Annotated in this window: 26 protein-coding genes; 19 read left to right on the plus strand and 7 right to left on the minus strand. The window is 70.1% G+C overall.

Annotated elements, in window-relative coordinates; all coding sequences use genetic code 11:
• Positions 1-3: 3 nt before the first annotated feature.
• On the minus strand, positions 4-771 hold the full coding sequence (locus H9633_RS05915) for an alpha/beta fold hydrolase (RefSeq protein WP_191712948.1): 768 nt from the start codon (positions 769-771) through the stop codon (positions 4-6).
• A gap of 73 nt (positions 772-844) precedes the next feature.
• Positions 845-1,819 carry a DNA topoisomerase IB gene (locus tag H9633_RS05920; RefSeq protein ID WP_191712435.1) on the minus strand — a complete coding sequence of 325 codons (975 nt, stop codon included), beginning with the start codon at positions 1,817-1,819 and terminating at the stop codon, positions 845-847.
• A 179-nt stretch (positions 1,820-1,998) separates the two neighbouring features.
• Between H9633_RS05920 and H9633_RS05925 the strand changes: the two genes are divergently transcribed.
• The 4 genes from H9633_RS05925 (at position 1,999) to H9633_RS05940 (ending at position 5,353) form a co-directional block, all read left to right on the plus strand.
• Positions 1,999-3,489, plus strand: a complete 1,491-nt coding sequence (locus tag H9633_RS05925; RefSeq protein ID WP_191712436.1) for an MATE family efflux transporter — start codon at positions 1,999-2,001, stop codon at positions 3,487-3,489.
• A 193-nt stretch (positions 3,490-3,682) separates the two neighbouring features.
• The gene (locus H9633_RS05930; protein ID WP_191712437.1) at positions 3,683-4,090 is read left to right on the plus strand and encodes a hypothetical protein; all 408 of its coding nucleotides are present in this window, start codon (positions 3,683-3,685) and stop codon (positions 4,088-4,090) included.
• A gap of 199 nt (positions 4,091-4,289) precedes the next feature.
• Complete coding sequence (locus H9633_RS05935; protein ID WP_191712438.1) at positions 4,290-4,961, plus strand: acyl-CoA synthetase; 672 nt, start codon at positions 4,290-4,292, stop codon at positions 4,959-4,961.
• Complete coding sequence (locus H9633_RS05940; protein ID WP_071641183.1) at positions 4,958-5,353, plus strand: hypothetical protein; 396 nt, start codon at positions 4,958-4,960, stop codon at positions 5,351-5,353. Before H9633_RS05935 ends, H9633_RS05940 begins: the two co-directional genes overlap by 4 nt.
• Before the next feature lie 6 nt (positions 5,354-5,359).
• Here H9633_RS05940 and H9633_RS05945 read toward each other — a convergent pair whose 3' ends face one another.
• Positions 5,360-6,445, minus strand: coding sequence for a PQQ-dependent sugar dehydrogenase (locus H9633_RS05945; protein WP_191712439.1), 1,086 nt, complete (start codon positions 6,443-6,445; stop codon positions 5,360-5,362).
• A 102-nt stretch (positions 6,446-6,547) separates the two neighbouring features.
• On the opposite strand from H9633_RS05945, the gene H9633_RS05950 reads away from it, so the two are divergent.
• A complete protein-coding gene (locus tag H9633_RS05950) occupies positions 6,548-7,972 on the plus strand; it encodes an MFS transporter (RefSeq protein ID WP_191712440.1) in 1,425 nt (474 codons plus the stop codon).
• A gap of 6 nt (positions 7,973-7,978) precedes the next feature.
• Here the strand turns inward: H9633_RS05950 and purB are convergent, their stop codons facing one another.
• Positions 7,979-9,352: an adenylosuccinate lyase gene (gene purB, locus H9633_RS05955; RefSeq protein WP_071641177.1), complete on the minus strand. Its 1,374-nt coding sequence runs from the start codon at positions 9,350-9,352 to the stop codon at positions 7,979-7,981.
• A gap of 37 nt (positions 9,353-9,389) precedes the next feature.
• Positions 9,390-9,902: a low molecular weight protein-tyrosine-phosphatase gene (locus H9633_RS05960; RefSeq protein WP_071641175.1), complete on the minus strand. Its 513-nt coding sequence runs from the start codon at positions 9,900-9,902 to the stop codon at positions 9,390-9,392.
• Between the two features lie 113 nt (positions 9,903-10,015).
• Here H9633_RS05960 and H9633_RS05965 point away from each other — a divergent pair, with 113 nt between their 5' ends.
• Positions 10,016-10,276, plus strand: a complete 261-nt coding sequence (locus H9633_RS05965) for a hypothetical protein (protein WP_191712441.1) — start codon at positions 10,016-10,018, stop codon at positions 10,274-10,276.
• The gene (locus tag H9633_RS05970; protein WP_191712442.1) at positions 10,273-11,577 is read left to right on the plus strand and encodes a hypothetical protein; all 1,305 of its coding nucleotides are present in this window, start codon (positions 10,273-10,275) and stop codon (positions 11,575-11,577) included. The genes H9633_RS05965 and H9633_RS05970 overlap by 4 nt, the downstream gene beginning before the upstream one ends.
• 20 nt (positions 11,578-11,597) lie before the next feature.
• On the opposite strand, the gene H9633_RS05975 is transcribed toward H9633_RS05970, so the two are convergent.
• Positions 11,598-11,999, minus strand: a complete 402-nt coding sequence (locus tag H9633_RS05975; RefSeq protein ID WP_191712443.1) for a phage holin family protein — start codon at positions 11,997-11,999, stop codon at positions 11,598-11,600.
• An 85-nt stretch (positions 12,000-12,084) separates the two neighbouring features.
• Between H9633_RS05975 and H9633_RS05980 the strand changes: the two genes are divergently transcribed.
• The 4 genes from H9633_RS05980 (at position 12,085) to H9633_RS05995 (ending at position 16,695) form a co-directional block, all read left to right on the plus strand.
• Positions 12,085-13,152, plus strand: coding sequence for a histidinol-phosphate transaminase (locus H9633_RS05980; protein WP_191712444.1), 1,068 nt, complete (start codon positions 12,085-12,087; stop codon positions 13,150-13,152).
• 83 nt (positions 13,153-13,235) lie between these two features.
• Positions 13,236-14,363, plus strand: coding sequence for a thiamine pyrophosphate-dependent enzyme (locus H9633_RS05985; RefSeq protein WP_191712445.1), 1,128 nt, complete (start codon positions 13,236-13,238; stop codon positions 14,361-14,363).
• Positions 14,364-14,374: 11 nt separating this feature from the next.
• Positions 14,375-15,340, plus strand: a complete 966-nt coding sequence (locus H9633_RS05990; protein WP_191712949.1) for an alpha-ketoacid dehydrogenase subunit beta — start codon at positions 14,375-14,377, stop codon at positions 15,338-15,340.
• Positions 15,341-15,360: 20 nt separating this feature from the next.
• On the plus strand, positions 15,361-16,695 hold the full coding sequence (locus H9633_RS05995) for a dihydrolipoamide acetyltransferase family protein (protein WP_191712446.1): 1,335 nt from the start codon (positions 15,361-15,363) through the stop codon (positions 16,693-16,695).
• Positions 16,696-16,799: 104 nt separating this feature from the next.
• Here H9633_RS05995 and H9633_RS06000 read toward each other — a convergent pair whose 3' ends face one another.
• Positions 16,800-18,017 carry an ROK family protein gene (locus H9633_RS06000; RefSeq protein WP_191712447.1) on the minus strand — a complete coding sequence of 406 codons (1,218 nt, stop codon included), beginning with the start codon at positions 18,015-18,017 and terminating at the stop codon, positions 16,800-16,802.
• 99 nt (positions 18,018-18,116) lie between these two features.
• Here H9633_RS06000 and H9633_RS06005 point away from each other — a divergent pair, with 99 nt between their 5' ends.
• From H9633_RS06005 to H9633_RS06040, 8 genes are all read left to right on the plus strand, one after another.
• Entirely contained in the window at positions 18,117-19,421 is a 1,305-nt protein-coding gene (locus H9633_RS06005) for an ABC transporter substrate-binding protein (protein ID WP_191712448.1), read from the plus strand.
• Positions 19,418-20,329, plus strand: a complete 912-nt coding sequence (locus H9633_RS06010; RefSeq protein WP_071644561.1) for a carbohydrate ABC transporter permease — start codon at positions 19,418-19,420, stop codon at positions 20,327-20,329. The genes H9633_RS06005 and H9633_RS06010 overlap by 4 nt, the downstream gene beginning before the upstream one ends.
• Positions 20,329-21,231 (plus strand): carbohydrate ABC transporter permease, encoded by a 903-nt coding sequence (locus H9633_RS06015; RefSeq protein ID WP_191712449.1) that lies wholly within the window; start codon positions 20,329-20,331, stop codon positions 21,229-21,231. The genes H9633_RS06010 and H9633_RS06015 overlap by 1 nt, the downstream gene beginning before the upstream one ends.
• A gap of 90 nt (positions 21,232-21,321) precedes the next feature.
• Positions 21,322-22,995, plus strand: coding sequence for a glycoside hydrolase family 13 protein (locus H9633_RS06020; RefSeq protein ID WP_191712450.1), 1,674 nt, complete (start codon positions 21,322-21,324; stop codon positions 22,993-22,995).
• A 153-nt stretch (positions 22,996-23,148) separates the two neighbouring features.
• The gene (locus H9633_RS06025; protein ID WP_191712451.1) at positions 23,149-24,120 is read left to right on the plus strand and encodes a metal ABC transporter solute-binding protein, Zn/Mn family; all 972 of its coding nucleotides are present in this window, start codon (positions 23,149-23,151) and stop codon (positions 24,118-24,120) included.
• Positions 24,117-24,956 (plus strand): metal ABC transporter ATP-binding protein, encoded by an 840-nt coding sequence (locus H9633_RS06030; RefSeq protein ID WP_191712452.1) that lies wholly within the window; start codon positions 24,117-24,119, stop codon positions 24,954-24,956. The genes H9633_RS06025 and H9633_RS06030 overlap by 4 nt, the downstream gene beginning before the upstream one ends.
• Entirely contained in the window at positions 24,953-25,813 is an 861-nt protein-coding gene (locus tag H9633_RS06035; protein ID WP_071640593.1) for a metal ABC transporter permease, read from the plus strand. The genes H9633_RS06030 and H9633_RS06035 overlap by 4 nt, the downstream gene beginning before the upstream one ends.
• Positions 25,814-25,863: 50 nt before the next feature.
• Positions 25,864-26,280, plus strand: coding sequence for a Fur family transcriptional regulator (locus H9633_RS06040; RefSeq protein ID WP_071640591.1), 417 nt, complete (start codon positions 25,864-25,866; stop codon positions 26,278-26,280).
• The last annotated feature ends 40 nt before the right edge of the window (positions 26,281-26,320 follow it).

The following is a 26,320-nucleotide window of genomic DNA, read 5'->3' on the forward strand; positions in this document are numbered from 1 at the left end:
GCCTCAGCCCCGCAGGAATTCCAGCGCCGCGACGCGGAACGCCTTCGCCCCCGGGGCGTTGAAATGATGTCTGCCGGGGATCTCGAAGAACGTGGCCTGCGGGGCCGCCTCGGCGAGCCGCCGCGAGCCCTCGAGCACCCCGTCCAGCGCTCCGGTCGCGAACAGCACCGGCTGCTGCGGGGCGTGCGCGGGATCCGGGTCGATCGACCGCGAATCGCGCATGCCCTCGGCCAGGGCGAGCAGGGCGTGCATGTCGTTGCCCGCCACCCGCTCGGCCAGCGTGATGTAGCTCTGCGTCACCGGATCGGCGACGGGCGTGCCGTCCGTGGCATATCGGCGCACCTGGTCGGTGTCGAGCCGATCCAGCGGGATGCCGTCGGGCACTCCGCCCAGCACCGCGCGCGGAACGCGGTCGCCGAGGTCCAGCGCGACCTGCCAGCCGACCCGCGCACCGAGGGAATAGCCCACGTACAGGGCCTCGTCGATGAGGAACGTGTCGAGCACCGACTCGACGTCGCGCGCGAGGCTGCGCACCGTGTAACCGGCCGAGTCGTGCGGTTTCTGGCTCGCGCCGTGACCGCGCTGGTCGATGCCGAGGATCCGGAAGCCCTCGCGCTCGAGCATCCGCACCCAGCCGGTGTGCACCCAGGTGTCGGCCGTGCTCGATGCGAACCCGTGCACGAGCACGACCGTGGGCCCGCTCGCGTCACCCCACGAGTACGTCGCGAGAGCGACGCCGTCGCCGACCTCGACGTACTGGGGCTCGGGCATTTCGGTGAGTGCGGAGAGGATGTCGACCACACCACCATCATGCTCCTGCAGCACCGACGCCGGCGCCTGAGCGTCAGCCGAACAGCGTCACCAGCTGGCCCTCGACCCGTCGCGCCGGGTCGACGACGACGCCCTCGTCGTACAGGTCGAACACGCGCGGGTCGATGTAGCTGGCACGGGCCACGGCGGGAGTGTTGCCCAGGGCGGATGCTGCCACGCGCACGGCCTGGGCGGCGGCGCGCGAGCGCGCAGTCGCGGTGGGCTTCAGGCCGATCTGCGCCAGGGCGACGGCAGCCGAGATGGTGCCGTGCAGCGTGCGGAAGTCCTTCGCCGTGAAATCGCCGCCGGTGCGCCGCCGGACGTCGTCGTTGATCTCGGTGGCGCGGAGCGGGTGCCACGCGGCGGCACGGGCCGTGTCGTCCTGCCAGCTGAGCAGCAGCGAGCGACTGCCGCGGCGTTTCAGCCCGGAGATGAGCATCGCGAGGTCGGCGTCATCGACCTCGGATTCCCAGGGCTGGCCGCTCTTGCCGGGAAAGCGCAGCTCGACGACCCGGCCGCCGCGCACCCGGGCGTGCGATCCGCGCAGGGTGACCAGCCCGATGCTGCCGTGCGCCTTGGCGTACTGCTCCGATCCCACTCGCAGCAGGGCCGAGTCGAGCATCCGGAACGCACCCGCGAGCAGTCGCGGCCGGCCGAAGCCGTCGGTGCGCAGATCGCGGGTCACCCCACGGCGGGCGCCCGGCAGCACCTCGGCGAGCTGCAGCATGCGATCGAACTTCTCGCGCGCCATCCGCTCATGCCACGCGGGGTGGTAGATGTACTGCCGTCGGCCCGCGGCATCGATTCCCGTCGCCAGGATGTGCCCGTTGGCATGGGGGCACATCCACACGTCGGTCCACGCGGGCGGCACGACGAGGGCGCGCAGACGTTCGAGCATCGCCGGATCGTCGACCGGGGTGCCGTCCGCCGTCAGGAACCGGTAGCCGCGACCGTGACGCATCCGCCGGATGCCCGGGGCGTGCGGGTCGCTTCGACGCAGGCGTGTCATGCATCCGGACTACCCAACCGGCCCGATCGCAGGCAAGCCCCTGGCGTGGACGGAGGGAAAGAAATATGCGGCCGCGGCTCGACCGTTTCGAAACGATTCGATAGACTGTCCGAGCGGCGCCGTGACGATCCACGGTGCCGCCGTCTTTTTGCCGGCATCCCTCGTCCCCCCGGATCATCATGGCCACCACCCTCATCACGGGGCGCCCTTGGCGCGTCATCCTGCTCTTCTCCGTGCCCCTGCTCATCGGCAACGTCGTGCAGCAGCTCTACCAGTTCGTCGACACAATCGTCGTCGGGCGACAGCTCGGCGTCGACTCGCTCGCTGCGGTCGGTGCGACCGGCAGCCTGATCTTCCTCATCATCGGCTTCGCGTGGGGTCTCGCCAGCGGGTTCGCGATCCCGACCGCGCAGGCGTTCGGCGCCGGGGATGCCCGCGGGGTGAGCCGCTCAGTCGCCACGGGAACCCTGCTCACCGCTGTCACCAGCCTGATCCTCACGGTGCTCGGGCCGCTCATCGCGCGCCCGTTCCTCGAGCTGCTGCAGACGCCGTCCGAGCTGCTCGCCGAGGCCACGACCTTCACCCAGGTGACGTTCATCGGCGGCAGCACGATCATGTTCTTCAACTACCTGGCGGCCATCATCCGCGCTATCGGCGACTCGACCACGCCGCTGGTGTTCCTCACCATCTCGTGCGGATTGAACGTCGGTCTCGTGATCCTCATGGTCGGCCCGCTGGGCTGGGGCGTCGCCGGCGCGGCCCTGGCCACGGTGATCGCGCAGGCCGTCTCGGTTCTGCTCTGCCTCGGATACCTGTGGCGGAAGCTGCCCGTGCTGCACGTGCACCGCGATGACTGGAAGGTGCGCCGCGCCGACGCGCTCGAGCACCTGCGACTCGGCCTGCCGATGGGATTCCAGGCATCCATCATCGCGATCGGCGCCCTCGCGGTGCAGGTGGCGCTGAACACGCTCGGCGCCGACGCCGTCGCCGCGTACACCGCCGCATCCCGCATCGACGGCCTCGCCGTCGCCCTTCTCGCCTCGCTGGGACTGGCCTCGTCGATGTACGCCGCGCAGAACCTGGGCGCCCGCCGCCCCGACCGCATCCGCCGGGGCACGGTCCAGGCGCTGTGGATGGCCATCATCACCTCGGTGCTGCTCGGCGTGATCATGATCGCGTTCGGTGCGTCGGTGGTGCGCCTGTTCGTCGGCGACGGATCCGATCGGGTCGTCGACCTCGCCCATCAGATGCTGATCATCAACGGCGTCAGCTACGCCGCCCTCGGTGTGCTGTTCGTGCTGCGCGGCGTGCTGCAGGGTGTCGGCCGGGTCGCCATTCCCACCATCACCGGCGTGGTCGAGCTGGTCGCGCGTGTGATCGCCGCGGTCGCGCTGGGCGCGGTGTGGGACTTCGTGGGCGTCGCCCTCAGCAATCCGCTCGCCTGGATCGGTGCCGTCGTGATCCTCGTGCCGGCGTACGTCTCCGCCCATCGCGGGTTCGGCAGGCTGCCCGTCGAACCGGTCGAGACCACGCTGACCACGCCCATGCCGGTGATCGGCCCGTCGGAGGGGTCGCGGACGGTGGATGCCGTGTTCACCGCCCCCGTGCCTGTGGTCTCGGGCCGGTTGAGCTCGCTGCGTCTGCCCCGGAGGGGGCGCCGCCTGCGCTGAGCGCGCGCCGAGAGGCGCGTACGGCGCGGAATCGGGCCGTCACGAGCCGTTCACGCGTCATCCCTCAGGATGATGCCGAATCGTTCCCCTGGCTGACGCACAAGCCGGATCTCCGCGCGTAACCTGGCTGACACGAGCACGTCGCGATGCGGCGTGCGGATGACCGGGGGGTCGGGGAATGTCCAGTCTTGCAGTGGCCAACATGTTGGCATCCGTGCTCGTGCCCATCGGCAACGCCGGCGCGGTTCTGGCGGTGGTCTGCGCACTCATCTTCGCTCTCGCCTTCGCACGGGGGTCGGCTGGGCTCGCGGGCGGCGCCGCCGGCGTCTGGATCCTGGGTGCGCTGCTGAGCCTCTGCGCATCGTTCGCCACGGTGTGGACCCCGGTGGTCGTCTCGCTGAGCGCGCTCGCCGCCGCCTTCGTCGTCGGGGTGCTCGGGCGAGTGCTGCTGCGGGCTGCGCGCAGGCCGCGCGCCGCGTCGGCCGCCGCAGCCTCTCCAGCAGATGCCGTGCCGGGGACGGCCAAGCCGGCCGCGGCGCGCATCACGGGGCGCAGCGCACCGGCACGGACGGGCGCCGAGACCGTCCGCGTCGCCTCCTGATCCGGGCCCGGTCGACGCCGAGGCGACTCGGCGCTGCGAGGTCGATCAGGCACGGTTTCGCACGCGTCGCCGTACCGAAGTGACCCCGGATGCCATGGCGGATGCCCGCGGCGCGGCCCGCGCGGCGGCCCCACCACCGTCGAGGCGGTGCAGAGGTCGCGCGACGTAGACTGGTCGGGTCACCGATCTGAGGACTGTCATGCCCGCCGCTTCCCGCTCGCGCACCGCGCGCCCCGCTGCGGTGCGCCCGTTCACCGCGCGCACCGTGCAGCTCGCTCGCGCACTGATGGCGGCCGTCGCCGCCCTCATGATCACGTTCTCTCCCGATCACTCCGCCGCCGTCGGCCTGGCGGTGTTCGGCGGTTTCGCGATCGTCACCTCCCTCGTGCTGATCGTCGCCGCGATCATCGTCCAGGGCCCGGGCCAGCGCTGGCCCTCGGTGCTGATGGGCGCGATCACCCTCGTCCTCGGCATGGCCGCGAGCATCCCGACCTGGCGCACGGACGCGCTGTTCTTCGTGCTCGTGATCACCTGGGCGGCGCTGACCGGTCTCGTCGAGCTGATCTCGGGCATCCGGTCGCGGGGCCAGGAGGGCTCTCGCGACGCGATCACGGTCGGCGGGCTGGGGCTTCTGCTCGCCGCGCTGCTGCTGATCGTGCCCGTCGGATTCGTGCAGAACTACGCCGTCGAGGGGCACGCCATGTCGCTCACCGGCATCATCATCGGCGTGGGGCTGTTCGGCGGCTACGCCGCGATCGTGGCGGTGTTCCTCGGCATTGCGGGGCTCGCACCCGCCGCGACGAGCACCGCGACGACGAGCGAGACGACTGCCGGGGCCGACCGCCTGGCCGACCACGGAGGAGAGGCATGACCGACCACAAGCCGACGCGCAAAGAGATCCTGCGCCCGCTGCACCTCGTGGGCATCGCCCTCGCCGCCGGCGTCTTCGCGACCGTCGTGACCCTCGTCTCGACCGGAGCGTTCACCGAGCGCGTGAACCTCTCCATCGCCAAGGGCACATACGAAGGCCTCACCCCGCTGGGCCTCGGACTGGTCATCGGCGGCGCCTCGTTCATCGTCACCCTCCTCGGGCTCGCCATGCTCATGCTCGCGGTCGACCCCGCAGACGTCACCAGGACCATCGATCGCCCGGTGCTCCTCGACCACGACCCGTCGTCGTCCGCCCCCGAGAGCGGCCAGACCGGCGCACCGCGGAGCGGCGAGCGTCGTGATGGCGGCGACGGTCCGGCCACGGCATCCTGACCCGCCTCATCCCTCCGGCAGCGTGAGCTGCAGCAGCCGATCGTCGTCGCGCCCCGGTGATCCCCGACCGTCGGTGTTGTTCGTCAGCACCCAGAAGGTGCCGCCGGGACCGGCGACCACGTCGCGGAGCCGGCCGAATCGGCCGGTGTAGACCGCCCAGGGTTCGATGCTCGGTGTCGTCGTGTCGTACAGCCAGAGCCGCGCACCGCGCAGACCAGCGACGTACACGACGTCGTCGATCACGGCGATGCCGCTGGGGCTCGCTTCGTCTGGCGCCCACACGGCGACCGGATCGATCGCGTCGTCGGCGCGCCCGAACCCCTCGTGGTCGGGCCAGCCGTAGTCGCCGCCCGCCTCGATGCGGTTCAGCTCGTCCCACGTGTCCTGCCCGAACTCGCTCCCCCACAGGGTGCCGTCATCACCCCACGCGAGTCCCTGCACGTTGCGGTGGCCGAGGCTGTACACCGCTGTGCCGAACGGGTTGCCGCGCGCCGGCTCGCCCTCCGGCGTCACCCGCAGGATCTTTCCGCCGAGGAAGTCCCGATCCCGAGCACGATCACGCTGCCCCGCGTCGCCGGTGGCGATGTACAGCATCCCGTCCGGTCCGAAGGCGATCCGCCCGCCGTCGTGATTCGATGCCCGCGGGATGTCGGCGACCACCACCTCGGCCGCGTCGACGTCCAGCGTCAGCGAGCCGGGCTCGCCGGTCAGCGGCATCCGCACGACCCGGTTGTCGTCCGCCGCACCGTGATAGGCATACAGCCAGCGCGTCTCGCCATCGACGAGCAGCGCGAGGCCGTGCAGGCCCGACTCGCCACCCGACACGACACCGGGCACGATCCCGGCCTCGCGCAGGTCTCCGGATGCCGTCAGCTCGAGCACCTCGCCGCCGTCGCGCTGCGAGATCAGCGCCCCGGCGCGGTCGAGGCGCACCACCGACCACGGCGCCGCCAGCCCGGACGCGAGCGTGATCGGCTCGGTGTTTGCCGTGTCGGTCGGGTCGACGGCGGGCGGGGTCGGTATGCCGGGGGCCGAGCACCCCGCGAGAACGAGAGCGCCGAGCACCAGCGCCGGTGCGACGCGTCGTCTCATCGGCCGCTCCTCTCACGCGTGTGCCCTCCAGCATCCGTCACTTCGCGCCGTCGATCCACCCTCGGCGGGAATACATCCGTCGCGCGGCGGCTTGGCCCTGTCATGACCGTCTCCGTCGATCGCGCGTCCGTCGGTCTGCGATCGGAGCGCGGGCCCGTTCTCGGCGCCCTCATGCTCGCCACGGGGCTCATCGCGATCGACACCACGATCCTGGCCACCGCGGTGCCCACGGTCGTGCGAGATCTCGGCGACTACCAGCTGTTCCCGTGGCTGTTCTCGGTCTACCTCCTCGCGCAGGCGGTGAGCGTGCCGATCTACTCGCGCTTCGCCGACACCGTCGGTCGCAAGCCCATCATCCTGATCGGGATCGGCCTGTTCCTGGCGGGATCGGTGCTCTGCGGGTTCGCGTGGAGCATGGTCACGCTCATCCTGTTCCGTGTCGTGCAGGGTCTCGGCGCCGGGGCCGTGGGCCCGATGGCCATGACGATCGTGGGTGACATCTACACGGTCGGCGAGCGGGCCAAGGTGCAGGGCTACATGGCCAGTGTCTGGGCGATCTCGTCGGTCGTGGGCCCGTCGCTCGGCGGCATCTTCGCCCAGCTGGATGCCTGGCGGTGGATCTTCTTCATCAACGTGCCGCTGTGCCTGCTGGCCGGATGGATGCTGGTGACGAGGTATCACGAGCAGGTGGAACGGCACCGGCACCGCATCGACTACCTCGGCGCGGTGCTGTTGACGCTCGGCCTCACGGGGATCATCCTCGGACTGCTCGAGGGCGACAGCGCCTGGGCATGGCTGTCGTGGCAGAGTGCGATCTGCTTCATCGGGGGCGGGCTGCTGCTCGTCGTCTTCGCCTTCGTCGAGAAGCGCGCAGCCGAGCCGATCATCGACTTCGCGCTCATCACCCGGCGGCTCATCCTCACCTGCACGGCGGTCGCCTTCGGGGTCGGTGCGCTCACCGTCGGCGTGACGACCTTCGGGCCCGCGTACCTCGAGGGCGCCGGCGGGGCCATCCCCCTGGTCTCCGGCCTCGCGGTCGCTGCACTGAGCATGGGCTGGCCGCTTGCGGCATCCCTCGTCGGCAGGCTGTATCTGCGCATCGGATTCCGGCGCACGGTGCTGATCGGCATGTCCATCACAACCGTCGCGGCGGCCGGCCTGGTGCTCATCGCGCCGTGGCCGAACCCGCTGCTGTTCGCGGTCGTCGCCTTCGTGCTCGGATTCGGGCTGGGGTGGACGGCCGCCCCGACGCTGATCGGCGCTCAGGCCGCGGTCGGCTGGGGAGAGCGGGCGGCCGTCACGGGAATGAACGGCTTCGCCCGGTCGGCCGGAAGCGCGGTCGGCGTGGCCGTGCTCGGCGCCATCTCCAACTCGCTGCTCGACGCGGGCGAGGGTGCGGGCGACGCCGCCACGGTCGTCTGGGCGTCGACGTGGGTGTTCGTCGGCGCTGCCGTCTTCGCGGCGCTGACCCTGCTCGCGGCGGTGCTCATGCCCCGCGACGGCGTGCCCGACCCCGATGCGGTGTGACCGGGCTCAGCGAGCCAGACGCTCGGCGATACCCGTGTAGGTGGCCGGAGTCAGCGCGAGCAGGCGCTGCTTCGCGGCATCCCCGATCTCGAGCTTCCCGACGAACTCCGCCAGCTCCGCCGCACCCACGCGGTGACCACGGGTGAGCTCTTTGAGCAACGCGTACGGGTCGCTGATCGTCGAGCGGCCGGCGACCACCTCGGCGCGGATGACGGTCTGGATGGCCTCGGCGAGCACCTCCCAGTTGTGGTCGAGGTCGTCGAGCAGCACCTCGCGGCGCAGCGAGATCGCGTTCAGCCCGCGGCGCAGGTTGTCGAGCGCGAGCAGCGAGTGCCCGAACGCGACGCCGATGTTGCGCTGCGTGGTGGAGTCGGTGAGGTCGCGCTGCAGACGGCTCGTGACGAGGGTCTGAGAGAGGGAGTTCAGCAGCGCGCCCGACAGCTCGAGGTTGGCCTCGGCGTTCTCGAACCGGATCGGGTTGATCTTGTGCGGCATCGTCGACGAACCGGTCGCGCCGGCGACGGGGATCTGCGCGAAGTAGCCCAGCGAGATGTACGTCCAGATGTCGGTGGCGAGGTTGTGCAGGATGCCGCCGGCGTGGCGCACCCGGTCGTACAGCTCGACCTGCCAGTCGTGCGACTCGATCTGCGTGGTGAGCACGTTGAACCCCAGGCCCATGCCCTCGATGTACTCGCGGGCGATCGTGGGCCAGTCGGCATCCGGATCGGCCGACAGGTGCGCCGACCACGTGCCGGTCGCGCCGGAGAACTTCGCCAGGTAGTCGGATGCCGCGATCTGGCCGCGCACGCGCTCGAGGCGCCATGCGAAGACGGCGAGCTCCTTGCCCATGGTCGACGGGGTCGCGGGCTGTCCGTGCGTGCGCGACAGCATGGCCGCGTCGGCGTGCTCGACGGCCAGCTCGCGCAGCTTCGCGATCACGAGGTCGAGGGCGGGCAGCCACACCTGCTCGACGGCGCGCTTGACGGTGAGGGCGTAGGAGGCGGAGTTGATGTCCTCACTGGTGCACGCGAAGTGGGTGAGCTCGGCGATGGCATCCAGGCCCAGCGTCTGCAGGCGATCGCGCACGAGGTACTCGATGGCCTTCACATCGTGCTGCGTGACGGCCTCCTTCTCGGCCAGCCAGTCGATCTCGGCCTGACCGAAGTCGCGGTACAGCGCGCGCAGTCGCTCCTTATCGGCATCCGCCAGCGGCGACGTCTCGAACAGCGACCGGTCGGTCAGCGCGATCAGCCACTCCACCTCGACCTCGACGCGGGCGCGGTTGAGCCCTGCCTCGGACAGGTAGTCGGCGAGGCCGGAGACGGCGGCCTGATAGCGACCGTCGAGCGGGCTGAGCGGCTGGGTCGGGAGCGAAGGCAGAGAAGTCAGGGCAGGTCCTCCTGCTCAGGGTCCCGCGTCACGCGAGACGGCGATGGGATGCCCGCACAGCCGGTTCGAGCTGGGCGAAGAGGCCGCGGGTGGCGGTCTCAATCATACCGAGCACCGAATCGAACATCGCAGGGCCGGCGTAGTAAGGATCCGGCACGTCCATGCTCGACGCGTGCGGGTCGAACGCGCGCAGCAGAGTGACCTTGCCCTCATCGTCCTCGTTGTGGGCCCAGGCCCGCAGGATTCGCTCGTGGGTGCGATCGAGCGCGACGATCAGATCGTTCTCCGAGAAGGCTGCCGCGCTGAACTGCCTGGCGCGATGGTGCGACCCGTCGAGTCCGCGCCGACTGAGGGCGTCGAGCGTGCGACCGTCCGCGCGCTCGCCGACGTGCCAGTCGCCGGTGCCGGCGCTGCGCGAGATGACGCGCGCGCCGAGCCCGTTCTGCGCGGAGAGCGCACGAAGCACCACTTCGGCCATCGGGGAGCGACAGATGTTGCCTGTGCAGACGAAGATGACGCGGAAGGGATCCGGGTCGGTCATCACACCATTGTGCCCGCAACCACCTCCGTCCCCAATCGCGGATCCTGTCGACTTGTGCACAGCTGCCGGGATTCGCGGGGGTCAGGGCGCGCAGAGCCGCGCACCCTGGAGACATGTTCGCGATCACCCCTCCCAGCGCATCGTCGGCTGACGAGATGGCCGCCCTCCTCGGCGGCGTGCGCCTGCTCGACGATGCGTTCGACACGCTCACGCAGGTGCGCATCGAGCTGTCGCGGCTGATCGCCGACTCCCACTGGCGAGCGGATGCCGTCGAGATCCTGCGCGCCTCGCTCATCGAACGACGCCGCGAGGCCGACGCGCACAGCGCGGAGGTCGTCGCGCATCGCGATGACTGCCTCCGGGGGATCACATGAGCGGCGACCTGCAGATCACCGGCGGGGGAGCGATCGCCGTCGACCCCGACCAGATGCGGGCGGTGTCCGATCGGATGGCCGCGGTGGCCGCGCGGCTGGCCGACGCCGGGGAGAGCGTCCGCCGCGCGCACCGGGTGCTCGCCGCGACGCGCAGCGCGCCGACGTGCATCGATCTGTCGGCGCTGTGGGTGACGGCGCAGAGGCTCGCAGACGAGAGTGCGGATCTCGCCTCCGATGCCGCGGGCACGGCGATCATGGCGGATGCCTTCGAACTGGCCGATCTGCGCGCCGAGCAGGAGATGCTCTCGATCAGGCGGCCGACAGAAGCCGACCGCCTGCAGACCCGCATCGATGAGCTGCTCGCCTCGAACGAGCAGCTGGACACCATGGCACTCACCCTCACCTCGACGTGGCAGGCATCATCCACGACGGGCCTCTTCGACCAGTCGCTGGATTCGATCGCGTGGGGCGCCTACAGCATGCACGCCGCGCTTCCGATGCGGATGCTCGTCGGCATGCTCCGCGACGGCACGACGGCGGCCGGAACGGTCCCGCGCGGCACCGTCATCACGGGGGCCGCACCGCCCGTCGCCGTCCGGCGGGTGTCGACGTCATCCGTCACGGGATCGGCCGTGACGCTCACGCAGCTGGTCACGCGCCTGCCCGGAGGCGCAGCACAGGTCGCCGTCGAGAAGCGCACCCACGCCGGTGGTGCGGTCTCATTCGTCGCGTACATCGACGGCACCCGCCGGATGACCAGCGGCGGCAGCGACCCGTGGGACATGGGATCGAACTGGGACCTCTACGTCGACCGCGAGCAGAGCGCGGCGTACGCGGCGACCGTCGAGGCGCTCCGGCTGTCTGGTGCGGAGGAGGGGGCGCGTGTGGACCTGGTGGGATACTCGCAGGGTGCGGCGATCGCCGGGGCCGTGGCGATGAGCGGCATGTACCGGACGCCCCGGGTGATGATCGTCGGGAGCCCTGCCGTGCCGTCACTGGGCGCGGATCAGACCCTCATCCGCATCTTCCACACCGACGACCCGGTCGGCGCCGGCTTGACCGCGGGCGGCCCGGCACATGCGACCGGATCGCCGCAGAGCATCACCGTCTCGCGCGAATACGCGACGAAGAACGAGCTCAGCTCGGTTCCCTCGCACTTCCGCGATGCCTACGACGAGACGATCTCCCGGGCGGACGCCTCGGGTGACGCGCGCGTGAAGAGTCTGCACGCGAGTCTGCGGGCGGAGGCCGGTGACATCGTCTCGGTCGAGCGCATGGAGTTCCAGGCGACCCGGCCGTGAGCCCAGGGCGCGCGCGCCGATCAGCGGCGCTTCTTCTTCTCCTGCGGTCGCAGGATGCCGCCGAGGATCGCGTTGATGACCGAGATCAGGAAAGCCGCGACCACACCCCACCAGAACGATTCGACGGTCAGCCCCCAGCTGAACGCGCTGGTGATCCACGCGGTGATCCAGAGCAGCAGGCCGTTGATGACGAACGAGATCAGGCCGAGCGTGAGGATGTACAGCGGGAACGCCACGATGCGGATCACCGTGCCGATGATCGAGTTGACCAGCGCGAAGACCGCACCGACGGCGAGCAGGGTCAGCGCGACCTGCAGGTCGCCGCCAGGGGCGAACGGCCGGATGCCGACTCCGAGAACCGGGATCAGCGTGACGACCCAGATGGCGAAGGCGTTGATGACGACGCGGATGAGGAATCGCATGTGCTGATCCTGTCACGCATCCGCTCTTGCGCGAAGGGACGGGACGGCGGCGTTGCACGGCGACGGCCGCTCTTAGACTGATCCCGTGACCGAGCCGACCCTGCCCCGCATCCGTCCTGAGATCGCCGCCCTGCCGCCGTACCGCCAGGGCAAGCAGGCGGGGCCGGACGCCTTCAAGCTCTCGAGCAACGAGAACCCCTTCGAGCCGCTCCCGTCGGTGCTCGAGGCCCTGCAGACGACTACTCCGATCAACCGCTACCCCGACGCATCCGCAGCGGCCCTGCGCGCCCGCCTCGGCGAGAAGTACGGCGTCGAGCCCGACGCGGTGCATGTCGCCGCGGGGTCGGTGTCGATCCTGCACCAGCTCGTACTCGGCACCGCGTCGGTCGGCGATGAGGTCGTCTACGCCTGGCGCTCGTTCGAGGCGTATCCGAGCCTTCCGCTCGTCGCCGGCGCGACCGGCGTGCAGGTGCCCCTCACGTCCGGCGCCAGGCACGACCTCGACGCGATGGCGGATGCCGTCACCGACCGCACCCGCGTGGTGATCGTGTGCACCCCGAACAACCCGACCGGTCCGGTCGTCAGCAGCGCCGAGTTCGCCGCCTTCGTCGCCCGTGTGCCGCAGGACGTGCTGATCATCCTCGACGAGGCGTACGCCGAGTTCGTCACCGCGCCCGACGCCGTCGACGGTCTCGGCGAGCGTGTCTTCGAGCGTCATCCGAACGTGGTCGTGCTGCGCACCTTCTCCAAGGCGTACGGCCTGGCCGGTCTGCGCGTGGGCTACGCGATCGGGCATCCGCGCGTGCTCGACGCCGCGCGCACCACGGGCATCCCGCTCTCGGTGACAAGCGCGGCAGAGCGCGCGGCGATCGCCAGTCTCGACGCCGAGGCCGAGCTTCGCGAGCGGATCTCGGTCATCGTCGAACGGCGCACCCGCCTGATCGGCGGCCTGCGGGCGCAGGGCTGGCAGGTCCCCGACTCGCAGGCGAACTTCGTCTGGCTGCCCGCCGGTGAGCGCACCGACGAGGTCGCCGCAGCCTTCGACGCCGCCGACCTGATCGTGCGCCCGTTCTCGGGTGACGGCATCCGCATCTCGGTCGGCGAAGAGGAGTCGATCGATCGCGTGCTGGCCGTCGCGAAGTCGCTGCTCTGACACGAGAAGTCCAGATGCCGGGCACTTACGAGGAACCCCTAGGTATGCGTGACCTGGCATGCCGACGTGGGTAGCGTGGTCGGGTGACCCCGATCGAAGCACCCCTCGTTCGCGTCCTCGCCGACGACGGCAGCTACGCACCCTCGGCTGACGCCGAGCGCTACCTGCCCCTCATCGACGCGCTGACCGACGCCGAGCTCGAGCAGTTCTACCGAGACATGGTCGTCATCCGCGCGATCGACACCCAGGCGACCAACCTGCAGCGTCAGGGCCAGCTCGCGCTGTGGCCGCCGAGTCGCGGTCAGGAGGCCGCGCAGGTCGGGTCCGCGCGGGCGGCCCGCACGCAGGACACCCTGTTCCCCTCGTACCGCGAGCACGCGGTCACCCGCATCCGCGGCGTCGATCCGGTCGACATCCTCAAGGTGATGCGCGGCACCTCGCACGGCGGCTGGAACCCCCTCGATGCGAAGAACGGCAACACCCGGATCTACACGCTGGTGCTCGGGTCGCAGACGCTGCACGCCGCCGGCTACGCGATGGGGCTCAGCTTCGACGGGCGCACCGGCACGGGTGACGTCGACCGCGACGAGGCCGTCGTCGCCTACTACGGCGATGGCGCATCCAGCCAGGGCGACGTGCACGAGGCCATGGTCTTCGCCGCCAGCTACGACGCTCCCGTGCTGTTCTTCCTGCAGAACAACCACTGGGCGATCTCGGTTCCCGTCCAGACGCAGTCGAAGGTGCCGCTGGTCGGCCGTGGCGCGGGGTACGGCATCCCGTCGGTGCGCGTCGACGGCAACGACGTGCTCGCCAGCTACGCCGTCTCGCGCGCGCTGCTCGACGAGACCCGCAGCGGCCTCGGCCCGCGCGCGATCGAGGCGGTCACCTACCGCATGGGCGCGCACACCACGAGCGACGACCCCACCAAGTACCGCGGCTCGGATGAGGAGCAGCGCTGGGCGCAGCGCGACCCGATCGCGCGGATGCGCGCGTTCCTCGAGGGGCGGGGCGCGCCGGCATCCCTGTTCGACGAGACGGATGCCGAGGCGGCGGACGCCGCCGAAGACCTCCGCCGCCGCGCCGTCACCCTCGCCTCGCCGGAGCGATCGCTGATCTTCGATCACGTCTACAGCGACCCGCACCCGCTGATGGCCGAGCAGAAGGCCTGGCTGGACGACTACGAGGCCTCGTTCGAGGGGAGTGCATCGTGACCATCGAGTCGATGCCCATGTCGAGGGCGCTGAACGCCGGCCTTCGCAAGGCGATGGAGGACGACCCGCGCGTGCTGCTGATGGGCGAGGACATCGGCCGCCTGGGCGGCGTCTTCCGCATCACCGAGCACCTGCAGCGTGACTTCGGCGACCACCGCGTGCTCGACACCCCGCTCGCCGAATCCGGCATCGTGGGCACCGCGATCGGCCTCGCGATGGCCGGCTTCCGCCCGGTGGTCGAGATCCAGTTCGACGGCTTCGTGTTCCCCGCCTTCGACCAGATCACCTCGCAGCTCGCGAAGCTCACCAACCGGCACGAGGGTGCTCTGTCGATGCCCGTCGTGATCCGCATCCCCTACGGCGGGCACATCGGAGCCGTCGAGCACCACCAGGAGAGCCCCGAGGCGTACTTCGCGCACACACCGGGTCTGCGGGTGGTCGCGCCGTCGACGTCGAACGACGCCTACTGGATGATCCAGGAGGCGATCCGGTCGAACGATCCGGTGATCTTCCTCGAGCCGAAGAGCCGCTACTGGCAGAAGGGCGAGGTCGAGCTCGAGGCATCCGCCCTGCCCCTGCACGCATCCCGCGTGGTGCGCCGCGGCACCGACGTGACTCTCGTCGGCCACGGTGCCATGGTGACCACCCTGCTGCAGGCGGCCGCACTCGCCGAGGCCGAGGGCACGAGCTGCGAGGTCGTCGACGTGCGCTCGCTCTCCCCGGTCGACTACGGTCCGATCCTCGACTCGGTGCGCTCCACCGGCCGCATGATCTATGCGCAGGAGGCGCCGGGTCACACGAGCGTCGGCAGCGAGATCGCCGCGACCGTGATGGAGCGCGCGTTCTACGCGCTCGAGGCGCCGGTGCTGCGGGTGTCGGGCTTCGACGCTCCGTTCCCGCCGGCCAAGCTCGAGGGCACCTACCTGCCGGATGCCGACCGCATCCTCGAAGCCGTCGACCGCTCGCTCGCCTACTGATCCCCCGGAGGGCATCTGTCATGACCACCGAAACCTTCACCCTGCCCGACGTCGGCGAGGGTCTCACCGAGGCCGAGCTCGTCGCCTGGAAGGTCGCCCCCGGCGACGCCGTCGCGGTCAACGACGTCATCTGCGAGATCGAGACCGCGAAGTCGCTGGTCGAGCTGCCGTCTCCGCACGCCGGCGTCGTCGGCGAGCTGCTGGTCGCCGAGGGCGTCACGGTGGAGGTCGGATCGCCGATCATCACCTTCGTGTCGGAGGCCGAGGCTGCGGATGCCGGTATCGCGGCGAACCCGAAGGATCCCGCCGCACCGCCGGCGACCGACGAGGGCGGCGGCTCGGTGCTCGTCGGCTACGGCACCGGGGGAGGGGCGACCTCGCGGCGCCGCACCCCGCGACAGGCGCAGGGGCCCAGTGGGCGTGGCCCGGTGCGCTCGTCGGTGGGAGTGATCGCGAAGCCGCCGATCCGCAAGCTCGCGCGCGATCTGAACGTCGACCTCACCGAGGTCACGCCGTCCGGTGCCGACGGCGAGGTCACGCGCGACGACGTCGTGAAGCACGCCGAGCAGGCGAGCGTGTTCCGCAACATCGAGACTCCCGCGTGGGGCGCTGTGCGCGAGGAGAAGCTGCCCGTCACGCCGCGGGTCGACGACGGGCGCTCCGAGTCCATCCCCGTCAAGGGCGTGCGCAAGGCGACCTCGTCGGCGATGGTGCAGAGCGCGTACTCCGCCCCGCATGTGACGGTGTGGAAGGAGATCGACGCGACGCGCACGATGGAGCTGGTGAAGCGGCTGAAGGCCTCGCCCGACTACGCCGACATCCGCGTGTCGCCGCTGCTGGTCATGGCCCGCGCCGTGATCTGGGCCGCCCGTCGCACCCCGATGGTCAACGCGGCCTGGGTCGACACCGACGCAGGTGCCGAGATCGCCGTGCGCCACTACGTGAATCTCGGCATCGCCGCCGCGACCCCGCGTGGCCTGCTGGTGCCGAACATCAAGGACGCGCAGGACCTCAGCATGAAGGAGCTCGCCCGCGCGCTGAACCGTCTGACGCTCACCGCCCGCGAGGGCAAGACGAGCCCCGCCGACCAGCAGGGCGGCACGATCACGATCACGAACATCGGCGTCTTCGGCATGGACGCGGGCACGCCGATCATCAACCCCGGCGAGGCCGGCATCGTCGCCATGGGCACGATCGCGCAGAAGCCGTGGGTGGTCGACGGCGAGGTGCGCCCGCGCTGGGTCACGACGGTGTCGGGCTCGTTCGATCACCGCGTGATCGACGGCGACGGCATGAGCCGCTTCATCGCCGACGTCGCGTCGATCCTCGAGGAGCCCGCCCTCCTCGTCGACTGACGCCCGCCCTCTCGCTCCGGTATGAGTTTGTGCCGCTTCCCGGCGCAAGAAGCGGCACGAACTCATACCGGAGCGAGTAGCGGTTGGGGTGGGGGAGAAGGGGGTCAGGCGCGCGCGAGGCGGCGCTCGGCGAGCAGGGGCACGGCGCGCTCGCGCGCTGCGCGTCGCGCGGTCGCCACGGCGCCGAGCGAGACGACCTCCGCGCCCAGCGACGACGCGAGCAGCTCGGGTGCTGGAAGGTGCAGCTGATCGGGCAGCACGGCGCGCGCCGCGGCGACCACGGGCTCGATGCTCTCGGCGATCGCCCCGCACACGATCACGCGCGCGGGGTCGTACATGCTGCCGAGCACGCCCACGATGCGCGCGAGTTTCTCTCCGACCCGCGAGCAGACGAGCACCGCGTCCGGATCGCCGGCGGCGGCTGCCGCGAGCACCGTGCGCGGATCGATGCGGGCGGCGTCCGAGAGCCCGCCGACCGGCCCCCGGCCGTCGATCTCGCCGAGGGTCACGGCGGCGCGCACCTCGTCCTGCACCGCGTAGCTCAGGCCGAAGGCCGAGCCCACGCCGATGATGTGATCGAACACGATGCCCTCGCCGACGCCGCCGTGCGCGCCGTGCAGCAGGTGACCGTCGACGACGACCCCGCCGCCGAAGCGCTCACCGGCCAGCAGCGCCACGTAGTCGCGGCATCCGACCGCCTCGCCCAGCGAGCCCTCCGCGACGGCGGCGACGAGCGCGTCGTTCTTGACCTCGATGACAGGCGCCCGGTCGGCGAGCGCTGCCGCGAGGCCAGGGTTGGTGCGCTCCCAGAATCCCTGCGGATGCGGCGGAGAGGCGCCATCGCGGTCGACCGGAGCGGCGACGCCCACGCAGATCGCCAGCAGCGACTCGGGGGTGTGGCCGGCTTCGGCCAGAGATCGATCGAGGTGCTGCAGGATCGTGGCTCGTCGTTGCGCCGGGGTCTGCTGGGGGTCGAGTTCGACACGACGATGCGCGAGCGTGGTGTCGAGCAGATCGGCGATCGTGACCGCGAGATGCGTGTCGCCCGCGTCGATGCCCGCCACCACACCGAGGTCGGGGGAGAGCGTGAAGCGCCGGGCCGGGCGGCCGGCGCGATACGCTCCAGCCGCTCTGGCATTCGGCAGCTCCGTCAGGATCTTCGCGCCGACCAGGGTGGCGAGCGCTTCGATCGCGGTGGATCGGGTGATGGAGATGGATGCCATGGCATCCGTCGCCGTGAATTCTCCCGCGGTCCAGGCGTAGTCCAGCACCGCTCCGACGCTGGCTCTGCCGGTGCCGAGATCTGCGGAGATATCGCTCACAGGTCTTGACCTCTTCCCTCCCCTCTGAGAGAGTACCGGCAAGCGATTAGATCTAGTGATTAGATTTACTCTCTGGATCTTCAGATCGAAAGGACGACGGTGTCTGTGAAATCTCCTCGCGCGGTGCGCGCGGCGGCGAGCGCTGCGGCGCTCGCGCTGCTCGGCTCCGCGCTCGTCGGCTGCTCGTCAGACGGCCGCGAGACCATCCGCTTCACGTTCAGCAAACGCGAGGCGATCGAGTTCATGACGAAGGTCGTCGCCGACTACAACGACTCGCAGGACGACGTGCGCGTCGAGATCGACACCTCGGGTGTCGACGTCGTCTCGGCGAGCTTCGTCCGGGGAAACCCGCCCGACATCATGCTCGCCAACTACAACTACGAGGTCGCTCGGTTCGTGCAGCGCTGCGCGCTCAGCGATCTCGGCGGCACCGACGCGGCGAAGAACGTGCGCGACGACCTGCAGCCGCTCATGGCGCAGTACGGGTCGTGCGAGGGGCGCACGAGCGCCCTGCCGTACTCGGTGATGGCCGCATCGGTCATCTACAACAAGCAGATCTTCGAGGAGCAGGGGCTCGAGGTGCCGCGCACCTGGGACGAGCTGCTGCAGCTCGCCGACCAGCTGACAGAGGCGGGCATCACCCCGTTCTACGGCACGTTCAAAGACGACTGGACCGTCGGTCAGGGGTGGTACGACTACTCGGTGGGCGGTTCGCTCGACGTGCTCGACTTCTTCGACGCGCTGGCGAAGGAGGGCACCGAGGTCGGCCCCGATTCGGAGGTGTCGTTTCAGAAGGACTTCGCCGAGCCGATGGATCGGATGCTGACCCTCGCGACCGAGTACACGAACGATGACGCTCCCAGCCGCGGCTACGGCGACGGCAACCTCGCCTTCTCACGGGGCGAAGCGGCCATGTACCTGCAGGGCCCGTGGGCGTTCAGCGAGATCGCCAAGACCGCGCCCGACCTCGAACTCGGCACCTTCCCGCTGCCGATGACCGACGACCCCGACGACCTCGCCGTGCGGGTGAACATGGACCTCGCGGCGATGATCCCGGAGGAGTCGCGGCACAAGGAAGCCGCCAGGGACTTCCTGGAGTACCTCTACCTGCCCGAGCACATCGAGGCGTACAACGCGTCGCAGCTTGGATTCACCCCGCTCGAGGGTGCGCCTGCGCCGGACGATCCGCGCATCGAGGGGATGATCGAGTACTACGACGACGGCCGCATCTACCAGGGCCCGTCGGTGCTGGTGCCCAAGACGATCCCCGTCTTCAACTACGCGCAGGCCATGGTGCTCGGGGCCGACCCCGCCGACATCCTGCGCACGATGGACGCCGACTGGGCGCGCATCGCCTTCCGCGCCCCGGCGCCCACCAGCCAGACGAAGGAGTCGGCAGAATGAGCACCACCTCCACGGTCATCACGCAGGGCGACCGCACCCGCCGGCGCAGCAGTCGCCGCGTCGAGCCGATCTACTATCTCTTCCTCGTCCCCACCCTCGTGCTGTTCACCCTGGCGATCACCGTCCCCGGCGTGATCGGCATCTTCTTCAGCTTCACCGACTCGATCGGGCTCGGCGACTGGAGCTTCAACGGGCTGACGAACTACATCGCGATGTTCAGCGATCCGGCCATCCTGCAGAGCTACCTGTTCACCTTCGGGTTCTCGATCGCCACGGTGATCGTCGTGAACATCGTCGCGTTCCTGCTCGCGGTGGGGCTCACCTCGCGCATCCGGTTCAAGACCGGCCTGCGCACCGTCTTCGTCATCCCGATGGTGATCTCGGGCATCATCATCGCCTACGTCTTCAACTTCCTGTTCTCCAACTCGATCCCGGCGGTCGGAGCGGCGACCGGAATCGGGTGGCTGCAGACGAGCCTGCTGGCCAACCCCGACCTCGCGTGGGTCGCGATCGTCATCGTCACGGCGTGGCAGGCCATCCCGGGCACGATGCTCATCTACATCGCCGGGCTGCTGTCGGTGCCCGGTGACGTGTACGAGGCGGCGTCGATCGACGGCGCAACCAAGACCCAGCAGCTGATGCGCATCACGGTGCCGCTGGTGGCCGGGTACGTGGTGATCAACGTCATCCTCGGGTTCAAGGGCTTCCTGAACGCCTACGACATCATCGTCGGTCTCACCAACGGCGGACCCGGCACCTCCACCCGCAGCGTCGCGATGACGATCATCGCGGGCTTCAACGGCGGCGATTACGCCTACCAGATGGCGAACGCGACGATCTTCTTCATCGTCGCCGTCCTCATCTCCCTGCTCCAGCTCTCGCTGACGCGCGGAAGGAATGCGCTCTGATGACCACCCAGCCTGCTCTCACCACGGCATCCACCACCGCCATCGTCCTCGGACCCGAGGGCCGCCGACAGCGTCAGAAGATGGAGCGCGTCAACTGGTCGGGCACCATCATCCTGCTCCTGTGCGCGGTCACCGTGCTGCTGCCGCTCTACGTCACGATCTCGATGGCGTTCAAGACCACCGGCCAGGCCGTCGACGGCAACGCGTTCTCGCTGCCCGCGCCGTTCAGCGTCGACGGATTCGTGCAGGCGTGGAACCTCACAAAGTTCCCTGTCGGCGCGGCGATCTCGATGGCCGTCACCGCCGGAACCGTGATCGCGACGATCGTGCTCGCCGCCTTCGCCTCGTACGCCATCGTGCGCAACTGGGATCGCCGGTTCTTCCGGTACTCGTTCTTCTACCTGCTCGCGGCGATGTTCATCCCGTTCCCGGTGGTCGCCCTGCCGCAGATCCAGCTGACCGGCCGGGTCGGGCTCGACAACCCGATGGGCGTGATCATCCTCGCCACGATGTTCCAGCTCAGCTTCAGCGTGCTGCTGTTCACCGCGTTCCTGCGATCGATCCCGATCGAGCTCGAGGAGAGCGCGCGCATCGACGGCGCGACCACCTGGCAGACCTTCTGGAGACTGATCTTCCCCCTGCTCGCTCCGATGAGCGCCACGGTCGGCATCTTCGCCTTCCTGTACGCGTGGAACGACTTCATGATGCCGTCGCTGATCATCTCCGACCCGAACCTGCAGACCCTTCCGGTGCGACAGAACCTGTTCCAGAACCAGTTCAGCAACAACTACAACGTCGCCTTCGCCTCGTACCTGATGGCGATGGCGCCCGCGATCGTCGCCTACCTGTTCACCCAGCGATGGGTGATGGAAGGCGTCACCCAGGGCGCCGTCAAGGGCTGACGCCTCGGCGCCACCCGCAACCCTCCAGGCCGACCCGACGACCCTCCAGGCCCATCCATCCACCAGACCACCCGCCAGACAAGGAGCTTCATGACCGACCCGTCCCTCGCCGAGCAGAACGCCACCGACCCCACCAGCTGGTGGCGCCAGGCCGCCGTCTATCAGATCTACCCGCGCAGCTTCGCTGACGCGAACGGCGACGGCATCGGCGACATCGCCGGCATCCTCTCCCGCGTCGACTACCTGGCCGAGCTGGGGATCGATGCCGTCTGGCTCAGCCCCTTCTACCCGTCCGCGCTCGCCGACGGCGGCTACGACGTGGCCGACTACCGCGACGTCGACCCCCGCATCGGCACGCTCGAGGAGTTCGACCGGATGGTGCAGGCGCTGCACGAGCGCGGCATCCACGTCATCGTCGACATCGTCCCGAACCACTCGTCGAACCTGCACGAATGGTTCCAGGAGGCGCTGGCCGCGGGACGGGGCTCTGCTGCCAGGGAGCGGTACATCTTCCGCGAGGGCACCGGTCCGGACGGCAGCGAGCCGCCCACCGACTGGGTGTCGGTGTTCGGGGGCGGCGCGTGGGAGCGCGTGGAAGACGGCCAGTGGTACTTCCACCACTTCGCCGTCGAGCAGCCCGATCTGAACTGGTCGCACCCCGAGGTGCGCGCCGACTTCGTGAAGACCCTGCGGTTCTGGTCGGACCGCGGCGTCGACGGCTTCCGCATCGACGTCGCCCACATGCTCACGAAGGATCTGACCGAGCCGCTGCCCAGCCGTGCCGAGCTGGAGGCCATCGACAGCACCACCGGACAGCATCCGATCACCGACCGCGACGACGTGCACGAGGTCTACGCCGAATGGCGCCGCGTGTTCAACGAGTACGATCCGCCGCGCACCGCCGTCGCGGAGGCGTGGGTGCAGACGCCCGAGCGACGGGCCCGCTACGCCTCGGCGGAAGGGCTCGGACAGGCGTTCAACTTCGACCTGCTGGAGGCCGACTTCGACGCGGAGCAGTTCCGCAGCCTCATCACCGTCAACCTCGCGCAGAGCGAGCTGACCGGCTCGTCGACGACGTGGGTGCTCTCGAACCACGATGTCACCCGGCACGCGACCCGCTACGGGCTCGCACCGCTGAACGGACGGCGCGTCAAGCAGGGCACGGAGTGGGTGGCCGCCGGCGGTCCCGAGGATCAACTCGACCGCGAACAGGGACGTCGGCGCGCCGAGGCGGCCACGATGCTGCTGCTCGGGCTTCCCGGCAGCACCTACCTCTACCAGGGCGAGGAGCTGGGCCTGCACGAGGTGGCCGACATCGCGTCAGCGCAGCGCCAGGACCCCGCCTTCTTCCGCGGCGCGGAGTTCGACGGCCTCGGCCGCGACGGATGCCGCGTTCCCCTGCCCTGGACCGCCGAGGGCTCGTCGTTCGGCTTCGGCTCCGACGGCGCGCACCTGCCGCAGCCGTCGTGGTTCGCCGAGTACGCGGTGGATGTCGAGGCCGCGGATCCGGCATCCACCCTCTCGCTCTACCGCGCGGCCCTGGCCCTGCGCCGTCGACTGCAGACGGAGGAGCGGCTCGAGTGGCACGACACGGGACGCGCGGACGTGCTGCGCTTCTCGCGCCCGAACGGCTGGCAGGTGGTGACGAACTTCGGCACCGAGCCGTTCGACCTCGGCGCCGACGCGGATGCCCTGGTGCTCACCAGTCAGCCGCTTCGCGCCCGCGCCCTGCCCGGAGAGGCGACCGCCTGGCTCAAGGCCTGATCCCTCTGCCACGGGCGTGAGTGGTCGGAAACGTACGCGAATCGTCGTGTTCGCGTACGTTTCTGACCTCGCCGACCCGCTCTTCGCTGACCATCGAGCCGGGGATCGACGTCGAGTTGAGAATGGTTCTCATTAACATTTAGACTGGCGATCATGAAGTCGCGTCTGTTCCCCCTCGCTCTGGCCACCGCATCCGCTCTCGCCCTGACCGGATGCACGGCCACCGCCGGCGATGCGGATGCGGACGGCGGCGCGCTGCAGATCGTCGCCTCGACCAACGTCTACGGTCAGCTCGCGGCGGAGATCGGCGGAGATCGGGTCGAGGTGACCAGTCTGATCGACTCCGCGGCGAAGGATCCGCACGGATACGAGGCGACCGCCCGCGATCGTCTCGCGGTGCAGAAGGCCGACCTCGTCATCGAGAACGGCGGCGGATACGACGCGTTCATGGACGAACTGATCGCCGGCTCGGATGCCGTCGTCATCACGGCCGCGGAGTTCTCGCACGACTACCCGGATGCCGTCGTCGCCGACGACGAGCATGCCGACGAGCACGATGACGAGCATGCCGACGAGCACGAGGGCCACGCGCACATCGACGGATTCAACGAGCACGTCTGGTTCGACGTGCACACCGTCTCGCACGTCGCCGAGCAGATCGCCGCCGACCTCGCCGAGATCGACCCGGCGGGCAAGGCGCAGTACGCCGCGGCGGCCGAGCAGCTGGCCGGTGAACTCGAAGGGATCGAGGGCGAGCTCGACGCCCTGCACACGACGCTCGAGGGCACGCCGGTGTTCATCACCGAACCGCTGCCCGGGGCGCTGGCCGCGGCGGCCGGCCTCGACGACGTCGCCCCGGAGGGCTTCGCCTCGGCGGTGGAGGAGGGCAACGAGGTCGCCCCCGCGATCCTGCTCGAGTCGCTGTCGCTCGTCGAAGACGGTGCCGTGCGCGCCGTGCTCGCCAACGCGCAGACCGGAGGGGCGGAGACGAGCCGCATCGAAGCCGCCGCCGAGGACGCCGGCATCCCGGTGATCACGTTCCACGAGCTGCTGGACGCCGACCAGTCGTACGCTGAGTGGATGCGCTCCGCGATCTCCGACCTCGCCGCCGCACTCGACGGATGAGCGGCGCCCCAGCCAGCGTGCTCGAGATCCGCGGTGCCGCGCTGCACCGCTCCGGCCGCGAGCTGTGGTCGGGACTCGACCTCGACGTCGCGCCGGGGGAGTTCCTCGCCGTGCTCGGACCGTCCGGGTCGGGCAAGACGACGCTGCTGCGCAGCATCCTGGGCCTGCAGCCGCTCTCGGCCGGCACCGTCCGGGTCGGAGGGCAGCCCGCCCGACGCGGTGACCGCCGGATCGGCTACGTGCCCCAGCAGCGCCCGCTGCCGCTCGACACGAGCATGCGCGCGCGAGACCTCGTCGCCCTCGGCGTGAACGGCACCCGCTTCGGGCTGCCGATCCCGCACCGCGGCGATCGCGCCCGCGTCGACGCGCTGCTCGAGGGGGTCGGCGCCGCGCACTACGCCGAGCGTCCGGTCGGACTGCTCTCGGGTGGTGAGCAGCAGCGCCTGCGCGTCGGTCAGTCTCTCGCCGACGACCCCATGCTGCTGCTCTGCGACGAACCCCTCTCCGGCCTCGATCTCGCCAATCAGCGCGGCATCACCGGAATCATCGACCGTCAGCGCCGGCAGGGCGCCGGCGTGCTGTTCGTCACCCACGACGTCAATCCGATCCTCGGGCTCGTCGACCGCATCCTGTACATCGCCGGCGGACGCTTCGTGCTCGGCACCCCCGACGAGGTGCTGCAGAGCCGCGTGCTCACCGACCTGTACGGCACGGCCGTGTTCGTGCTGCGCGCCGGAGACCGGCTGGTGGTCGTCGGAGCGCCGGATGCCGAGGGCACGCACGCGCACGAGCACGACGACGACGGCGCCGCCGCACACCGGGGAGCCCACGCATGAGGCCGATGCTCGACTGGGGCGATGTGTTCTCGTTCCAGGACTACGGCGAGCTGCTGGCGCTGCTGTCGAACTCACTCATCGCGGGCGCCGTGCTCGGCGTCGTCGGCGGGCTGATCGGCGTCTTCGTCATGCAGCGCGACCTCGCCTTCGCCGTGCACGGTGTGAGCGAGCTGTCGTTCGCCGGGGCCGCGGCCGCGCTGCTGTTCGGCGGCAGCGTGGTCGTCGGTTCGCTCAGCGGCGCACTGGTCGCCGCGATCCTCATCGGCGTGCTGGGCGCGAAGGCGCGGGACCGCAACTCGATCGTGGGCGTGCTGATGCCGTTCGGGCTGGGCCTCGGCATCCTGTTCCTCTCCCTGGTCGACGGGCGCACGGCCAACCGATTCGGGCTGCTGACCGGCCAGATCGTGTCGGTGTCGAGCCCCGATCTCGGCTGGCTGATCGGCATCTCCGCGGTCGTTCTGGTCGGACTGCTGCTGATGTGGCATCCGCTGCGCTTCGACTCGCTCGACGCCGAATCCGCGGCAGCGCGCGGTGTGCCGGTGCGCGCGGTGAGTCTCACCTTCATGGTGCTGCTGGGGCTGATCGTCGCGGTCAGCGTGCACATCATCGGCGCGCTGCTGGTGATGGCGCTGCTGGTGACCCCGGCGGCGGCGGCGATGCGCCTGTCGAGCGGCCCGGTCGCGGTGCCGCTGCTGGCATCGCTCTTCGGGTTCACGGCCGCGGTCGGAGGCATCCTGCTGGCGCTCGCCGGAACCCTCCCGGTGAGCCCGTACATCACCACCATCTCGTTCCTGATCTATGCGGGCTGCTGGATCACGCAGCGGGTGCGGTCGCGGGTGCGGCCGGTCGGTCGCTGACCGTGATCAGCGCTGACCGCCCGCACAGGCGCCCGGCCTAGACTCGAGGCATGGCTCAGCGGAACACCTGGCAGCGCGAACGCGTGCGCGATGCGCTCGCCGACGCGCGCGGCTTCGTGAGCGCGCAGTCGCTGCACGCCGAGCTGCGTCAGGCGAACACCGGCATCGGACTCGCCACCGTGTACCGGGCCCTCGCCGGGCTCGCCGCCTCGGGCGAGGCGGACTCGCTGCAGAGCCCCGAGGGTGAGGCGCTGTACCGCGCCTGCTCGACGGAGGGGCACCACCACCACCTCATCTGCCGGTCGTGCGGGCTGACCGTCGAGATCGAGGCGAAGGATGTCGAGCAGTGGGCTCAGCGCACGGCATCCCTGCACGGCTTCCGCGACGCCGAGCACGTCGTCGACATCTTCGGCCTCTGCGCCACCTGCGCCAACCGGCAGGATGCCGCGTCCGGGGCCGCGCAGTGACATCCACGGCATCGCCGCCCGTGCCGCACGCGCACCGGCA

This window comes from Microbacterium commune (assembly GCF_014836945.1).
GTDB classification, from domain to species: domain Bacteria; phylum Actinomycetota; class Actinomycetes; order Actinomycetales; family Microbacteriaceae; genus Microbacterium; species Microbacterium commune.

What these genes read in the sequence shown, in the direction of transcription:
- H9633_RS05915 (WP_191712948.1), bottom strand. Translation starts at nt 771, where the DNA reads ATGCCCGAGCCCCAGTACGTCGAGGTCGGCGACGGCGTCGCTCTCGCG.
- H9633_RS05920 (WP_191712435.1), bottom strand. Translation starts at nt 1,819, where the DNA reads ATGACACGCCTGCGTCGAAGCGACCCGCACGCCCCGGGCATCCGGCGG.
- H9633_RS05925 (WP_191712436.1), top strand. Translation starts at nt 1,999, where the DNA reads ATGGCCACCACCCTCATCACGGGGCGCCCTTGGCGCGTCATCCTGCTC.
- H9633_RS05935 (WP_191712438.1), top strand. Translation starts at nt 4,290, where the DNA reads ATGCCCGCCGCTTCCCGCTCGCGCACCGCGCGCCCCGCTGCGGTGCGC.
- H9633_RS05940 (WP_071641183.1), top strand. Translation starts at nt 4,958, where the DNA reads ATGACCGACCACAAGCCGACGCGCAAAGAGATCCTGCGCCCGCTGCAC.
- H9633_RS05945 (WP_191712439.1), bottom strand. Translation starts at nt 6,445, where the DNA reads ATGAGACGACGCGTCGCACCGGCGCTGGTGCTCGGCGCTCTCGTTCTC.
- H9633_RS05950 (WP_191712440.1), top strand. Translation starts at nt 6,548, where the DNA reads ATGACCGTCTCCGTCGATCGCGCGTCCGTCGGTCTGCGATCGGAGCGC.
- H9633_RS05960 (WP_071641175.1), bottom strand. Translation starts at nt 9,902, where the DNA reads ATGACCGACCCGGATCCCTTCCGCGTCATCTTCGTCTGCACAGGCAAC.
- H9633_RS05965 (WP_191712441.1), top strand. Translation starts at nt 10,016, where the DNA reads ATGTTCGCGATCACCCCTCCCAGCGCATCGTCGGCTGACGAGATGGCC.
- H9633_RS05970 (WP_191712442.1), top strand. Translation starts at nt 10,273, where the DNA reads ATGAGCGGCGACCTGCAGATCACCGGCGGGGGAGCGATCGCCGTCGAC.
- H9633_RS05975 (WP_191712443.1), bottom strand. Translation starts at nt 11,999, where the DNA reads ATGCGATTCCTCATCCGCGTCGTCATCAACGCCTTCGCCATCTGGGTC.
- H9633_RS05990 (WP_191712949.1), top strand. Translation starts at nt 14,375, where the DNA reads ATGCCCATGTCGAGGGCGCTGAACGCCGGCCTTCGCAAGGCGATGGAG.
- H9633_RS05995 (WP_191712446.1), top strand. Translation starts at nt 15,361, where the DNA reads ATGACCACCGAAACCTTCACCCTGCCCGACGTCGGCGAGGGTCTCACC.
- H9633_RS06010 (WP_071644561.1), top strand. Translation starts at nt 19,418, where the DNA reads ATGAGCACCACCTCCACGGTCATCACGCAGGGCGACCGCACCCGCCGG.
- H9633_RS06015 (WP_191712449.1), top strand. Translation starts at nt 20,329, where the DNA reads ATGACCACCCAGCCTGCTCTCACCACGGCATCCACCACCGCCATCGTC.
- H9633_RS06020 (WP_191712450.1), top strand. Translation starts at nt 21,322, where the DNA reads ATGACCGACCCGTCCCTCGCCGAGCAGAACGCCACCGACCCCACCAGC.
- H9633_RS06025 (WP_191712451.1), top strand. Translation starts at nt 23,149, where the DNA reads ATGAAGTCGCGTCTGTTCCCCCTCGCTCTGGCCACCGCATCCGCTCTC.
- H9633_RS06030 (WP_191712452.1), top strand. Translation starts at nt 24,117, where the DNA reads ATGAGCGGCGCCCCAGCCAGCGTGCTCGAGATCCGCGGTGCCGCGCTG.
- H9633_RS06035 (WP_071640593.1), top strand. Translation starts at nt 24,953, where the DNA reads ATGAGGCCGATGCTCGACTGGGGCGATGTGTTCTCGTTCCAGGACTAC.
- H9633_RS06040 (WP_071640591.1), top strand. Translation starts at nt 25,864, where the DNA reads ATGGCTCAGCGGAACACCTGGCAGCGCGAACGCGTGCGCGATGCGCTC.